The organism is Oceanobacter sp. ABM4_470 (assembly GCF_056158645.1).
The window spans coordinates 387,965-401,798 of sequence record NZ_JBSWTR010000001.1 but is presented as its reverse complement, the minus strand read 5'-3'; the positions used below and the strand labels follow the sequence as shown (position 1 = coordinate 401,798).

The 13,834-nt window shown below is 56.3% G+C and carries 14 protein-coding genes; 3 read left to right on the top strand and 11 right to left on the bottom strand.

The window, feature by feature from the left end:
- Positions 1–73: 73 nt before the first annotated feature.
- Positions 74–841 carry a 3-hydroxybutyrate dehydrogenase gene (locus tag ACXADJ_RS01735; protein ID WP_475062395.1) on the top strand — a complete coding sequence of 256 codons (768 nt, stop codon included), beginning with the start codon at positions 74–76 and terminating at the stop codon, positions 839–841.
- 406 nt (positions 842–1,247) lie between these two features.
- Here the strand turns inward: ACXADJ_RS01735 and ACXADJ_RS01730 are convergent, their stop codons facing one another.
- From ACXADJ_RS01730 to ACXADJ_RS01695, 8 genes are all read right to left on the bottom strand, one after another.
- Positions 1,248–2,471 (bottom strand): type II secretion system F family protein, encoded by a 1,224-nt coding sequence (locus ACXADJ_RS01730; RefSeq protein WP_475062393.1) that lies wholly within the window; start codon positions 2,469–2,471, stop codon positions 1,248–1,250.
- A complete protein-coding gene (locus ACXADJ_RS01725) occupies positions 2,471–4,174 on the bottom strand; it encodes a GspE/PulE family protein (RefSeq protein WP_475062391.1) in 1,704 nt (567 codons plus the stop codon). Before ACXADJ_RS01725 ends, ACXADJ_RS01730 begins: the two co-directional genes overlap by 1 nt.
- Before the next feature lie 24 nt (positions 4,175–4,198).
- Positions 4,199–4,612, bottom strand: a complete 414-nt coding sequence (locus ACXADJ_RS01720) for a hypothetical protein (protein ID WP_475062389.1) — start codon at positions 4,610–4,612, stop codon at positions 4,199–4,201.
- Complete coding sequence (gene mshL / locus ACXADJ_RS01715) at positions 4,590–6,284, bottom strand: pilus (MSHA type) biogenesis protein MshL (protein WP_475062387.1); 1,695 nt, start codon at positions 6,282–6,284, stop codon at positions 4,590–4,592. Before mshL ends, ACXADJ_RS01720 begins: the two co-directional genes overlap by 23 nt.
- Positions 6,281–6,673 (bottom strand): hypothetical protein, encoded by a 393-nt coding sequence (locus tag ACXADJ_RS01710; protein WP_475062385.1) that lies wholly within the window; start codon positions 6,671–6,673, stop codon positions 6,281–6,283. The genes mshL and ACXADJ_RS01710 overlap by 4 nt, the downstream gene beginning before the upstream one ends.
- A gap of 295 nt (positions 6,674–6,968) precedes the next feature.
- Entirely contained in the window at positions 6,969–7,658 is a 690-nt protein-coding gene (locus ACXADJ_RS01705; RefSeq protein ID WP_475062383.1) for a hypothetical protein, read from the bottom strand.
- Positions 7,651–8,364: a PilN domain-containing protein gene (locus ACXADJ_RS01700; RefSeq protein ID WP_475062380.1), complete on the bottom strand. Its 714-nt coding sequence runs from the start codon at positions 8,362–8,364 to the stop codon at positions 7,651–7,653. Before ACXADJ_RS01700 ends, ACXADJ_RS01705 begins: the two co-directional genes overlap by 8 nt.
- On the bottom strand, positions 8,361–9,398 hold the full coding sequence (locus ACXADJ_RS01695) for a hypothetical protein (protein WP_475062377.1): 1,038 nt from the start codon (positions 9,396–9,398) through the stop codon (positions 8,361–8,363). The genes ACXADJ_RS01700 and ACXADJ_RS01695 overlap by 4 nt, the downstream gene beginning before the upstream one ends.
- A gap of 228 nt (positions 9,399–9,626) precedes the next feature.
- Between ACXADJ_RS01695 and trmL the strand changes: the two genes are divergently transcribed.
- Entirely contained in the window at positions 9,627–10,112 is a 486-nt protein-coding gene (gene trmL, locus ACXADJ_RS01690) for a tRNA (uridine(34)/cytosine(34)/5-carboxymethylaminomethyluridine(34)-2'-O)-methyltransferase TrmL (protein ID WP_475062374.1), read from the top strand.
- 229 nt (positions 10,113–10,341) lie between these two features.
- Here trmL and ACXADJ_RS01685 read toward each other — a convergent pair whose 3' ends face one another.
- The 3 genes from ACXADJ_RS01685 to ACXADJ_RS01675 form a co-directional block, all read right to left on the bottom strand.
- Positions 10,342–10,887 carry a DUF1439 domain-containing protein gene (locus tag ACXADJ_RS01685; RefSeq protein WP_475062372.1) on the bottom strand — a complete coding sequence of 182 codons (546 nt, stop codon included), beginning with the start codon at positions 10,885–10,887 and terminating at the stop codon, positions 10,342–10,344.
- 94 nt (positions 10,888–10,981) lie between these two features.
- Positions 10,982–11,449 carry a protein-export chaperone SecB gene (secB, locus tag ACXADJ_RS01680; RefSeq protein ID WP_028293341.1) on the bottom strand — a complete coding sequence of 156 codons (468 nt, stop codon included), beginning with the start codon at positions 11,447–11,449 and terminating at the stop codon, positions 10,982–10,984.
- A gap of 15 nt (positions 11,450–11,464) precedes the next feature.
- Complete coding sequence (locus tag ACXADJ_RS01675; protein ID WP_475062369.1) at positions 11,465–11,878, bottom strand: rhodanese-like domain-containing protein; 414 nt, start codon at positions 11,876–11,878, stop codon at positions 11,465–11,467.
- A 366-nt stretch (positions 11,879–12,244) separates the two neighbouring features.
- Here ACXADJ_RS01675 and gpmI point away from each other — a divergent pair, with 366 nt between their 5' ends.
- Positions 12,245–13,777 (top strand): 2,3-bisphosphoglycerate-independent phosphoglycerate mutase, encoded by a 1,533-nt coding sequence (gene gpmI, locus ACXADJ_RS01670; RefSeq protein ID WP_475062367.1) that lies wholly within the window; start codon positions 12,245–12,247, stop codon positions 13,775–13,777.
- Positions 13,778–13,834: the final 57 nt, after the last annotated feature.

Below are 13,834 nucleotides of genomic sequence, written 5' to 3'. Positions count from 1 at the left end.
TCTTCACCCAAAGTCGATAACGACGGCCGAATCACCTTGCTATAGTCAGACCACTGCCATAGGAGGCTGAAAAATGAACAATCTGCATATTCTTGTTACAGGTGGGGCCAGCGGTATCGGTCTTGGTATTGCGGAAACCCTGGGTAAACAGGGCGCTCGCATTATGGTGTCGGATATATCCCAGCAAGCCATTGATACCGCGGTCAGCTCATTGAAAGAGAAAGGCATTGATGCCAATGGCATTGCTGCCGATATGTCCGACGTCAGCGCCATTGACGCCATGGCGGCCAAGCTGGCCGATGATCCGGTCAATGTGGTGGTTAATAACGCCGGCCTTCAATACGTATCGAAACTGGAAGACTTCCCCGCCGACCGTTGGAAACTGCTGATTGATGTGATGCTGGTAGGGCCTGCGATGCTGACCCGCGCCCTGCTGCCATCCATGCGTGAAGGCGGCTACGGCCGCATTATCAATATCGGCTCGATCCACAGCCTGGTGGCGTCGCCGTATAAATCCGCCTATGTCGCCGCCAAACACGGCTTGATTGGCTTTGCCAAAACCGTGGCACTGGAAACCGGCGATACCGACATCACCATCAACACCATCTGCCCGTCGTATGTGAAAACGCCGCTGGTGGAAAAGCAGATTGCCAATCAGGCCAAGGAAAACGGCATTTCTGAAGAAGACGTGATCAACAAAATCATGTTGGAACCGATGCCGAAAAAGCAGTTTATTGATATCAGTGAAATCGCCGAAACCGTGGCGTTTTTGGCCAGCCCGGCAGCGAAAAATATCACCGGACAGACCATGGTGCTCGACGGCGGCTGGGTGGCTCGTTGATCTGAGGTCGGGAGTCGGGAGTCGGGAGTCGGCGAATCTAACACCATGCAGGGTGCGCACTGCGCACCGGTTCTCCCCGTCGATCATTCGCAGGCAAGCCTGCTCCTACGAGGTGTTGCTCATTTAGCAGGCGAGCCGCCCGCGCTCCCGGATGCCAAGCCGTGTAGGGTGCGCACCGCGCACCGGTTCACTCTGTCGGATCATTCGCAGGCAAGCCTGCTCCTACAAGGTGAGGGTGTATCCGTTAGCGGGCGGGCCGCCCGCGCTCCCGGATTCTACAAGGCGTGGGGGAAGCGTAGGTGGGATAAGCGAGCGCAGCGAGTGCCATCCAACATGGTGAGCGCGTCTTTATCTGACCTGCATGAACGAGTGAGCCAGGCTGTACCTACGTTGTCAGGTGAAACAATTAACCCCGTGCGGCTGCGCCGAGTTCCCAGATTGGCAGGAAGACGCCCAATGCCAGTATCAGTACCAATACAGCCATAAATCCGAGCATCAGGGGTTCGATGGCGTCGGCGAGAAATTTCAGTTCGTAGTCGACTTCTTCTTCGTAGAAGTCAGCAACGTCGTTCATCAGCCGGTCGATGGAGCCGGTTTCTTCCCCCACCGACATCATTTGCAGCACCAGTGGTGTGAACAGCCCGGTGTTGGCGGCGGTTTGGGTCAGTCGTTCGCCCCGCTCGACGCCGGTTTGCATACGCCGGACGGCAGCGCCAATGTATTTGTTGCCGACGGTGTCGGATACGATGGCGAGGCTTCTGAGGATGGGAACCCCGGCGTCGATCATCATCGACAACGAACGGGAAAACCGGCCAAGGGCAATCCGTTCGAACAAGGAGCCAAATACCGGCAGACGCAGTTTCAGTCGATCCCATTGCAGCCCGCCACCCGGTGTCTGGATGTATTTCCAGAGCAGCAAGCCAGCCACTATCAGGGCAACGGCAATCCCAGCACCGTTGTTTACCGCAAATTCAGACGTTCCCATCAGCACCCGGGTTGCCCATGGCAGTTCGGCATCCATGCTGGCAAACACCGGAGCAAAGTTCGGTATCACATACAGGGTGACGATGGTCATGGCGGCCACCATAGAAAAAATCACCAGTGTCGGGTAGCGCATGGCGGTGGATACCCGCCGAATGGTTTCGCGTTCCATTTCCAGATGATTGATCAATGCTTGCAAGGCCTCTGACAACCGTCCGGTTGTTTCGCCCACTTGCACCATACTGATGTAAATGGGCGAGAACACCTTCGGATGTTGCCGGAAGGCCGTGGTGAGGTCGCCACCGGCCGTCAGGGTGCGGGCCATTTCCCCTAACACCCGCTTGATTTCAGGGTTAGGTGACGACTCCGACAAGCCCGTCAGGGCCCGAATAATCGGCACGCCAGATCGCGTCAGCGCGTAGAGCTGGCGGGTCATCAAAATCTTTTCGTCCATTTTGATGTTGCGGCGCTTGAACAGGTCCCGGCTTTCGCCGCTGGCTTTGGCGTCTTTTTGTTTCTCTTCCAGCCCCAGCAGCATCACGCCCTGACGCTGCAACACACGGGATGCAGTGCCCTGGTCCTGCGACACCATCTGACCTTGCACCGGCCGCCCCTGGCTGTCTTTACCGCGATACAGATAAACAGGCATCAGCCGTCCCCTTCATCCAGAGTGGCGGCAACGCGGAAGATTTCCTCAACCGATGTGACGCCATGGCGAGCGTAGTCCAGTGCGCCCAAAGCCAGTGAACGGAACTCCGGTTGGCGAGCCGCTTCCAGCGCAAACTGGTTAGGGTTGTTATCGCGCAAGGCGGTGACCAATGGCGCTGTCATTTCCAGCAGTTCGTAAATACCAATACGCCCCTGATAACCGGTGTTGTGGCACTGGTGACAGCCACGGCCAATCAAATAGGTTCGCTCACCAGCGCCCTGCTCAAGATTGTTGAGCCAGACTTTTTCCTGGGCATTGGGTTGATGTGCTTGTTTACAGTGTGGGCACAGGCGTTTGATCAGACGCTGCGCCACCACCGCCCGCAACGATGAGGCCACCAGATAGGAATCCACCCCCATGTCCAGCAGGCGCATGGCACTGGAGGCGGCATCATTGGTGTGCAGAGTCGACAACACCATGTGGCCGGTCATGGCCGCACGCAGGCCAATTTCGGCGGTTTCCTGATCACGCATTTCCCCCACCAGCACCACGTCCGGGTCCTGACGCAAGGCGGCTCGCAGTACAGTGGCAAACTCCAGCCCAACCTTGGGGTTCACCTGCACCTGATTGATACGCGGCAGGCGGTATTCAATCGGGTCTTCGGCGGTGATGATTTTCTTTTCCGGCGTATTCAGCTGATTGAGCGAAGCATACAAGGTGGTGGTTTTACCCGACCCCGTTGGGCCGGTAACCAGAATCAGACCGTGAGGACGACGAATCAGGTGCAGGTAGCGTTTACGCAGAACCTCGGGCATGCCGAGTTTTTCGATATCGAGCAAGCCGGCCGACTGGTCGAGCAAACGCATCACCACCGATTCACCGAAAGGCACCGGCATGGTCGACAGACGCACGTCGATGTTCTTGTTCATCACCCGGATGTTAAAGCGGCCGTCTTGTGGCAGGCGTTTTTCGGAAATATCCAGACCGGACATAATCTTCAAACGCGACACCAGCGCCGAAGCCACCCGCCGTTCTTTCATGATCTGTTCCTGCAATTCGCCGTCGATTCGCAGGCGAATACGCAGCAGGTTTTCTTCCGGTTCAATGTGAATATCGGAGGCTTTCACCTGTACGGCATCTTCAAGAATGTTTTGCAGCAGCCGCACCACCGGTGCTTCACCAGCTTCGGAGTCCAGCGCCATCTGGTCGATGTCAAAGTCGCTGGCTTGCAGTTCGCCTTCCAGCTCACCGGCGATGGAGGCAATTTGCTCCTGCCGGCGATACTGGGTATCCAGCAACGCCAGCAATTCCTGTTCTTTTACAAAGGCTGGCAGCACGGTTTTGCCCAGCGTACGCTGGATTTCATCCACCAGCATCAGGTCGGTCGGGTCGGCCATGCCAACCCGGTAGCCGCCGGGTTCTTCACTCAGCAGCAGCGCCCGGTATCGGCGTGCCTGGCTCTCGGGTAAACGCTGCACCAAACGGGAGTCCAGACGAAAACGGGAGAGGTCGATAAAGGGGTAGTCGAAGTATTCAGCCAGCGCACTCAGCAGCTGCTCCTCGGGCAGGAAGCCGAGATCGGTAATGGCACGACCCAGTTTTTTGCCCGAGCGTTTCTGTTCAGCCAACGCCTGCTGCAACTGGGTATCTGTAATCAGGTTGCGTTCCAGCAACAAATCGCCAATGCGTACCCGTTTTGTCATCCCTCGTCCTACTCCTGCTGTGTGTTACCGGCTGTTGGCCGAATGCCCGAACGCCGCCACGGATGCATGAGGCGTGGGTGCAACAACCCGGTTACTGAGATCCACTTCGATCATTACCGGTACCTCGACCGGATGGGTTTCGATCGGTTTGACGGCCTGATGCACCACCTTTTCCAGGGTTTCTGCCACAGGTACGATCGGATCGGGCCTGCGAACCGTCGGCAGCGGTCGTTGGTGACGCTCCTGCAAACCGTGTTCGTTAATGCCGGTCAGATGCAACAGCCAACTGGTGACCATCACGGTGGCGAAAAAAATACCCGCCAAGCCAAACACCAGCGCGGCCGGGGCGGGCCAGCTGCCCTGACCGGACGCTGCCCCGCTGCGGTCGCTGGCGGTGTTACTGTTGATATCGGCGTCAGTTCGCCAGGCTTGATTCATGGTTTTGGCCCTCCAAGGTACGAGCCGCTGGCGCTATCGTCGAAAATCGACGATTGATGGCCTCAATCTCCCGTACCGGCGTGGCGCCGTCGACGATGTGAGGCTGAATCAGAATCACCAGCTCACTTTGTATGTTTTGTTGCCGCTCCTGGCGGAATAACCAGCCGAGGATCGGAATGCTGCCCAACACCGGCACACTGGCTTCGGTGGTTTCGACACGGTTTTGCATCAAACCACCAATCACCACCACCTGACCGGACTGGGCCCGGATGATGGAGTCGGTTTCACGCACCGTGCTGTACGCCAATGGCAGGTTGAATTCTTCGCTGCCCAGTTCAACGGTTTTCACCCGTTCTTCCACTTCCGTCACCGTTGGGTGAACGTGCAGAATCACTTCTTCATCACTGCTGACCTGTGGCGTAACGTCCAGCGCAATACCGCTGAAAAACGGCGTCAGCTCAATGTCCGGGGACTGGGTTGAGCCGGTGGTCGAGGTGGTTGTGGTGGTGCTCACCTCGGTCACAAAGAACTCGTCCGAGCCAACTTTGATCACGGCTTTCTGGTTGTTGACCGTGGCAATCCGTGGGCTTGAAAGCACCCGCACATCACCCTGGGTTTCCAGTAGCTCCACCACACTGGTGAAGTCGCCAATGTTGAATCCCATCGAGAAAATGCCACCAATACGATCGGCATTTTCCAACGCCACCGCGCCTTGTCCGGCGGTGATCGAGCCACGGCTGTTGCTGGCCACCAGCGCCGCCCAGTCGATGCCCTGCTGATAGCCATCATTCAGAGACACTTCGAGGATCTTGGTTTCAATCAATACCTGTTTTTGCACACTGATTTCAGCCCGGTGCAAATAGGTGGAGATCGCTTTCTGGGTCGCAGGCTTGGCTTGCACAATGACAATACCGGCATGAGCATCCACCACTACGCTGGCGTTTTCTTCATCCTGCACCAGCAGTTGCAGTGTCGAGCGCAGCTGCTGCCAGAAATCGGCCTGGGATTCGGTTTCAACCTCGCTGGAATTGATCGTCTGGGTACTGGTTACATTAGACGAGCTATTGCTGTCCGAGCTACTGAGATCCTGCTGACTGACCTGACCACTGCTGACTTGCATGCCAGAACGACCTTTACGGGTAACGTTCAGGTAATTGACCGGATACATGCGGGTCTGCTGTTTGGCGGGCATGATCTGCACACCGTAATTGGTTACGCTGAAGTCGTAGCCATAAATATCGCGCAAGGCTTCCAGCACTTCCGGCAGAGTGACATGACGCAGGGTGAGGGTAATGTTGCCGCTGACTTCCGGGTGCAACAGCAGGTTTACCCCGGTGCCTTCCACCAGGCTGTTAAAAAACGCGGTCGCCGGGGTGTTGTCGGCCACCACATCAAAGTACTCCACCTTGTCCATCGCCAGGGATTGCTGATGCTGATCCAGTGCCGGAATACTGTCTCCAGCCGCCCGGTTACGCTGTCGGTCGGCAGCAGGTGGAATTTCAATTGGCAAAATATCGCTGGCAACCCGGGTATTGGTCGGCTGGGTGCTGCAACTGGCCAACCCCATCAGGCAAATGGCCAACAAGGCCTGTGGCAACCGGCGGACAGACGTCGCAGGCCCCTCAAGTTGGTTAAACCACGGCTTGTTCATCGATTTCCGTATTGCTGTCATTGAACATCACCTTCTGTTGCTGTCTTGCCAGGTTCTGCTTGATTGGCAGGCAGACGAAAAATCTTCGGGGTCGGGCCGTCGGCGGCCGGACGTTTAACACTGGCAACGGCCAGTAGCAGAGTGCGTTTACGGTTGCCTTTACGAGCAATCACCCGATCACTGACGATGCGCTCGACCAGCCAGCCATCGACCTTATTACCGGCCGATACCGCCTGACCGTTTATCACCGCAACCGGCATTGCACCGTTCAAAATCTGGCTCAGTTCCAGCTTCGCTGGCGCTGCTCGTTGCACACTTGGAGCAGGCGCTGCGCCCGCCCAGGACGGCGGCTTGGTGGGGTCGTCGGCCTGTGCCCGGCCTGTGACCAAGAGCAGCAGTGCAGCGCACATAAGCAATGTCCTGAATTTCAAAGAGCCACCAGGGGCCCTCTGAATAACTCTGCACAGCTCTGCGCGAGTCCTGCAGGTTGTCAGAACAAGGCGGCGAACGCAGCGAAATGACGGGTCCTTTTCAAGTTCGCCAACGCCGTTCTGGCGAGCTGAAGGCCGCGCCCGAAGGGGATGGCAGGGCATCGCTGACTCTGTGTCGCTGCTTTTTGACTTGACCCGCCAGGCCTGCAAATCAGCTTCGGGACTCAGCTTCGCCCTGTCATCCAGAGCGGGCACCGAGTTATTCAGAGGGTCCCTAGACACCGATGACCTCCTTACGGGTACTCAGGGTGAATACTTCCAACTCCAGCTCGCCCCACGGGTAGCTTCCCAACTGGTAATCCAGCGCCTGCCAGAACAACGTGTGTTCACTGCTCTCCAGCGCCTTGAGATAGTTCACCGTGCCCGCCCAGGTGGCTTTCATCCGAATGCGAAAACGGTGCTGCCAGAACAGCGGCGCATTGGCCATTGCGTCGTCGGCTTCACTATCCGCCACATTGGCCTGATTCGGTCGGATGGCTACTGACGCCAGATTCTCCAGTGACACCAACTTCAGGCCCTTGGTATCTTTCAATACGCGTTTCAGCAGAGCGGCCATTTGATGAGGTTGCAGAATGTCGCGCGATAACGCCGCCGTTTGCTGCATCAGCACGCCTTGCTGTTGCTGCAACTGCTGTAACTGCTGCTGCAAGGCATCGTTAGGGTCAACCATGACCTGCGCCGACAGGCTGGCGAGGGATTGCTGCAAGGCTCGCTGTTTATGTTCCAGTTCGTTGGCCAGGTTGGCAGCGCGATTGGCGTTGCTCCATAACGGCTCTACCAGCACCAAACCAATCACCGACAACGACATCAGCAGCGTGATACGCAACAGCCGAAATTCACGGGGCTCCAGCCCCATCAGGTAATCGACCAGACGAGTCAGCAAGAGGGTTTCACGATTACTCATAGCCGCCTCCATGAGTCATAACGGCACTGGCGTCCAAACCTTGACGACGTAAAGCCGATGCCGCGCTGCCTTCCGGCGGCCGCTGGCGGGTATCGAGCCGGAAACTGTACCCACGGCCTTGTTCATTAACGTCCAGTTGCTGGAATACCACGCCCTGCCAGGATGGCAGCTTTCTGAGTTCGTCCAGATAGCTGGAAACCGCATCCGGAGTTTGCAGCAAGCCCGCCAGTACCACGTGGTCGCCCCGTTGACTCAGACGCGTTTCCGACAACCAAACACTGCTGAGGCGCACCTCGCCCAGTTGGCTCATCAGGGACAGGAAATCGCCGCGATTACTTCCTGTACCCGCTTGGCTGAGCTGACCTTTGCCACGGCTGCTTTGCAGGTAGTTCAACTGCTGGGTGGCATGAAATACCGATTTTTCCGCAGCGTTCACCTGCTGTTGCAGGCGACTGTCGGCCGCTGGAGCCACCAGCCGTTGTTGTTCTTTGTTGATGGCAATATCCAGTTGCGCCAGCCTTTGTTCGGCGTCACCAACCCGATGTTTTTGGTACACATCCGCCACCACACCACCGACAGCCACCACGCCCAGAAACAGCACAATCAGCCCCGACTCGACCAGCAGTTTGCGAACTGGCACTGGCAGCCGGGTAGGACGAAACTCCTCGGTGAAGAAGTTGACGCGCTGGCGGACTTTCCAGGTCATGAAATGTCCTCCGACTCACCCACCACTTCATGGCTGATTCCGAGTGCTGCTCCCAAGGCGCAGGAGGTGGCATGGTTCCAGTCTGATTCCGTATCGTTCAGCCAGGTACGTAAGGAAAACCGCCGACACGGCAAGTTGAGTTGCTGTTCCAGCGCTTCCAGTAGGCTATCTTCCAGCGGACTGCCCGACGTCACCAGCCACAATTGCCCCACCACGCCCATGGCCAATTGGCTGTCGAAGTAATCAAGCGAGCGCTGGATTTCGAGGGTCAGACGGTCCAGTTCAGGGTGGTTAACCAGAGGTTTGTTGAGCGCAAAGTCGTCACTCAGGGTCAGCTCACTGGCGGTAAGAACTTCGACAATGCCGTCTGGCTGCTCGTCGCTGATGCCCATGCCCTCTTGTGATGGGACACTGGCCGATACAGGCTCAGGCTCGGGAGCAGCCTTGGGATTGAGGGTTTCCAGTTCACTGGCCACAGTTTGATAACCGACGTTGAAGTCACGCCGTAAATACAGGGCACCGTTGCTGTACAGCAGGGTTTTACCCGAGGTGTCGTCCAGTTGCAGCAACGCAATACTAGCTTCCGGTTCCACTTCAGCCACCAGATCCAATAACGCCATCTCGCCAATGGTGATGTGCTCCAGGCGCAAATCCTGCTCACGGCAGCCCTGTACCTGCTGGAACACCGCCGACTGTTCGGCAAAGGCCACAAAGGCCATGCTCTGACGGCCGCGATAAGCATCCGGCGGTAACCGGAATGCCTGCACCTGCAGTTTCTCCAGCGGTGTCGCGGTCAGTTCGCCCAGCCGGAAGCGCATGGCGTCCGCCAGCTCGTGATCCTCAACGTCGGGGGCGGGAAGCATTTGCAGCTGATAATCCTGATACGGCAGTACCAGTGTGCTTTGAAAGCGTTTCCAGCCCAGCTGTTTCACCCACTGCCCCAGATGCGACCAGTCGATGTGGTCGAGTGACAGCATGGAAACCACCAGGTTGTTTTGTATCGCAACCGCGGCCATGGCTCCGGATTTGTGCATTGCAATCCCAACAGAGCCATATCCATGATTGGTATTTCGTTGCCAGGGCCAGCGCATGTTAGTCATGTCCAATTTGTGATTACTGTCAGTGTAGACAGGTTTTATGATTCTGCTGGGCAGGCCAAAGCGCGGCCGTCAATTTTTACAGTTCACAAATGAAGAGAATTTGGAGCGCATCCATGGGCACGGTATTCTGTGCAGCCGTTTGTTCCGAGCCGTCACCGCGCCATGTTTCATATCGTTTTGTTTGAACCTGAGATTCCACCCAACACCGGCAACATCATCCGTTTGTGTGCCAATACCGGTTGTCAGCTGCATTTGATTGAGCCGCTGGGTTTCAATATGGAAGAGAAGGCCTTGCGCCGGGCCGGGCTGGACTATCACGAATTTGCCAATGTCAAAACCTACGCCGACTTCGCTGCCTTTATAGAAGAAGCCAAGCCCGAACGGCTGTTTCCGTTTACCACCAAAGGCTCCACGGTGCCTGCAAGCGCTGAATTAAAAGACGGCGACTACTTTTTGTTTGGCCCGGAAACCCGCGGCTTACCAGCAGAAGTGCTGCAAACCTTCCCGGCAGAGCACTGGATGCGACTGCCAATGCTGCCTGACAGCCGCAGTCTGAACCTGTCCAATACCGTGGCGATTGTGGTGTATGAAGCGTGGCGCCAGAATGGCTTTGGCGGCGCCAGATTTGAAGGGCCCGGATTGGGCTGAGGAGTCTGGAGTCTGGAGTCTGGAGTCTGGAGTCTGGAGTCTGGAGTCTGGAGTCTGGAGTCTGGAGTCTGGAGTCTGGAGTCTGAAGTCTGAAGTCTGAAGTCTGAAGTCTGAAGTCTGAAGTCTGAAGTCTGAAGTCTGGAGTCTGGAGTCTGAAGTCTGACAGGACTGTGGGAGAGAGCTTGCTCTCGATCTCCATCGCCCTGCAAACACTTGATCTACCCAATGATCAGAACGGCGACAATTCCAGTACCAGCTTGTTGTCCTGCACCGTTACCGACTTCAACACCGCTTTGGCCAGTTTCTGTTTCAGGTCTTCATCGTCCAACGTGTACACCGGCTTGCGCTCCAGGTATTTGCTGGCCAGCGGTTCAATCACGGATTTCACCTGCGCCTGATTACCCACCGAGATATGGCTGGAATCCATGCTGAGGATTTTCGGTTTCTTCAAATAAAAGGTGCCGCGATCCGCGTTGTAAACAAGCTCACCGGCAATTTTCACCTGTACTTCACCCCCCAGATCTCCCGGCGCTTCAACCGTCATCAGCGCGCCAAAACCCAGCAGACCATCGCCCAGAGTCAGGTCCAGTTCCGGCTTGTCGAGGGTCACTTTCATGAAATAGCGATCACGATGCATCGGCATCATGCTTTCCAGCCGCTGCTGAAGCTCGGCTTCGGTCAGTTCAATGGTGTAGGCAGAAGCCAGGCTGCTGGTCAATGCCAGTAACAGAGCCAGTCCCAGAGTGCGAATAGAAGTAAAGATACGAGCAGACATGCGATAAATCCTGAAAACCCAATCGGCGGTGGTGTTCGACCATAAAAAACGCCCGGCGTTGCCGGGCGTTTGGAAGGAAACAGCAAACCGGTTCTTATTGAACGGTTTCCTGACCTTCTTCAGCAGCCTGAGCGGCTTCTTGCTGCATACGCTGCTGGTACAGGGCGTCAAAGTTAATTGGCGCCAGCATCAGAGCCGGGAAACCACCTTTAACAACCAGGCTGTCTACCGATTCACGCAGGTAAGGGAACAGGATGTTCGGGCACATGGCGCCCAGCATTGGCTTCAGCTGTTCTTCCGGAATGTTGTCCGCCAGGAACAGGCCCGCTTGCATCACTTCAACCAGGAAAGCGGTGTCGTCGCCCAGTTTGGCGGTCACGGTGGCCTTGATGTTCACTTCGTAGTGCTTGTCGTCAACGCGACGAGCGCCAGAGTTCAGGTCCAGCTTGATTTCAGGCTTCCACTCTTTGGTGAAGATAACCGGTGCACCAGGTACTTCAATAGAAGCGTCCTTGATGTAAACACGCTGCAGGGCAAATTGTGGTTGTTGGTTCTCAGACATAAGTATTTCCTGGTTTTATTTACGAACGACCGGAAGGTTCTGTGCATTCCATTCCATCATGCCACCCGCCAGACGGACGGCGTTAAAGCCTTTTTCCTTCAGCATTTTGGAGGCCATGGACACGGTGTTACCGGTTTTGCATACCAGTACAACCGGCTTGTCCTTGTGAGGCTCCAATTCGCCCAGGCGCTTGGCCAGATCCCCGAACGGGATGTTGATCGCGCCGGACATATGACCGGATTTGAAGTCTTTCTTGTCACGGATATCGACCACAACAGCACCTTCACGGTTGATCAGGCTGGTCGCCTGTGAAGGTGATACCGAAAGACCGCTACGGCTGCGGTTATCCAGCAGCAGAGCAATCATGAAACCCGCCCAGATAGCTACCAGCCACCAGTAGTTGCCGATGAATTCGAAGATCTGATTCATAGTTCTCGTCGTTGCCAGATGAAAATCAGCGCAGGAGTATAACCACACACAAGGCTGCTGTCCTGTGGAGAGCGGCGATTTAATCCGATTACCCAAGTCAGCTTGCCTTCCGGAAGCCCGCCAGACTAATCGGCAAAAACCACGTTTTTATGACAGCCATGTCAGCAAGTGTCTGGCAGCGAACCAGCCTGACAGCAACAAAACAACCATGAATGACTATAAGAATCCGAAGGCCAATAGCTATAAACTGTTAGCGCCATTCATAATTCGCGGTCGTATCGGATCAACATCGTTACCTACTGGGATCAGCCCCGCCGTTTAAGTACAATCAATTGCAATAACGAATTCGATATACGGGAAAACCTTATGACTCAGCGACCAGCACCTGTTGCTCTTATCATCCTTGATGGTTGGGGCTTCCGCGAAGAAACGGACAACAACGCCATTGCCAACGCCAACACCCCAACCTGGGACCGTTTGCTGGACGCCTTCCCGAACACGCTGATTCAAACCTCAGGTTCTGCTGTGGGCTTGCCGGATGGCCAAATGGGCAACTCCGAAGTGGGCCACATGAACCTCGGCGCTGGTCGCATCGTTTACCAGAACTACACCCGTATTAACAAAGCCATTGCCGATGGTGAACTGGCCACCAATGCGGCGCTGGTTGCTGCAATGGACAAGGCCAAGGCCGCTGGCGGTGCCTTGCACTTTACCGGCCTGATGTCTCCGGGCGGTGTCCACTCCCACGAAGATCACCTGATCGCGCTGCTGGAAATGGCCAAAGCCAGAGGCATCGAGCAAGTGACCATTACCGGTATTCTGGACGGCCGCGACATGCCGCCTCGCTCTGCCGAAGACTCCATTGCCAAAATCGAAGCCAAGTGTGCCGAACTGGGCAACGCCCGCCTGACCGGTATTGTTGGCCGTTACTTCGCCATGGACCGTGACAACCGCTGGGATCGTGTGCAAGCAGCCTACGACCTGATGACCGAAGGCAAAGCCGAATACAGCGCGCCCAACGGTGTTGAAGGCCTGAAAGCTGCCTACGAGCGTGATGAAAACGACGAATTCGTCAAAGCCACCCTGCTGGGTGACGCTGCACCAGTAAAAGACGGCGATGCCATCATCTTCTACAACTTCCGTCCGGACCGTGCCCGTGAACTGACCCGCGCCTTTGTTGAAGACGACTTCAGCGGTTTCGAGCGCGCCCAGCACCCACAGCTGTCCGACTTCGTGATGCTGACCGAATACGCGGCCGACATCGACGCCAGCTGCGCCTTCCCTCCAGAAACCATGGTAAACAGCCTGGGTGAGTACGTGTCCAACCTGGGCATGAAGCAGCTGCGCATTGCTGAGACCGAAAAATACGCCCACGTTACTTTCTTCTTCTCTGGCGGTCGCGAGAAAGAATACGACGGCGAAACCCGTATTCTGGTGAACTCCCCGGACGTAGCCACTTACGACCTGCAACCGGAAATGTCTGCTCCGGAAGTGACCGACAAGCTGGTCGATGCCATCAAAAACGGCGGCTACGACCTGATCGTGTGTAACTACGCCAACGGCGACATGGTGGGTCACACCGGTAAATTCGACGCCGCGGTGAAAGCGGCCGAAGCCATCGACGATGCGCTGGCCAAGGTGACCGAAGCCATTCTGGAAGTGGGTGGCGAATGCCTGATCACTGCCGACCACGGCAACGCCGAGCAAATGCTCGACAGCCAGGGCCGTCCAATGACCCAGCACACCACCGGTCCGGTAAACCTGATTTATGTGAACGAACGCCCACAAGGCACTCTGAACGCCGGTCGTTTGTGTGACATTGCCCCAACCCTGTTGTCTATGATGGGTGTTGAACAGCCAGCAGAAATGACTGGCGTTTCGCTGGTAGACTACAGCTGATTCAACGCTCGACAGCACCCGGCAGGCGTTGCCCCGGGTGCTGACCGACATTCACAG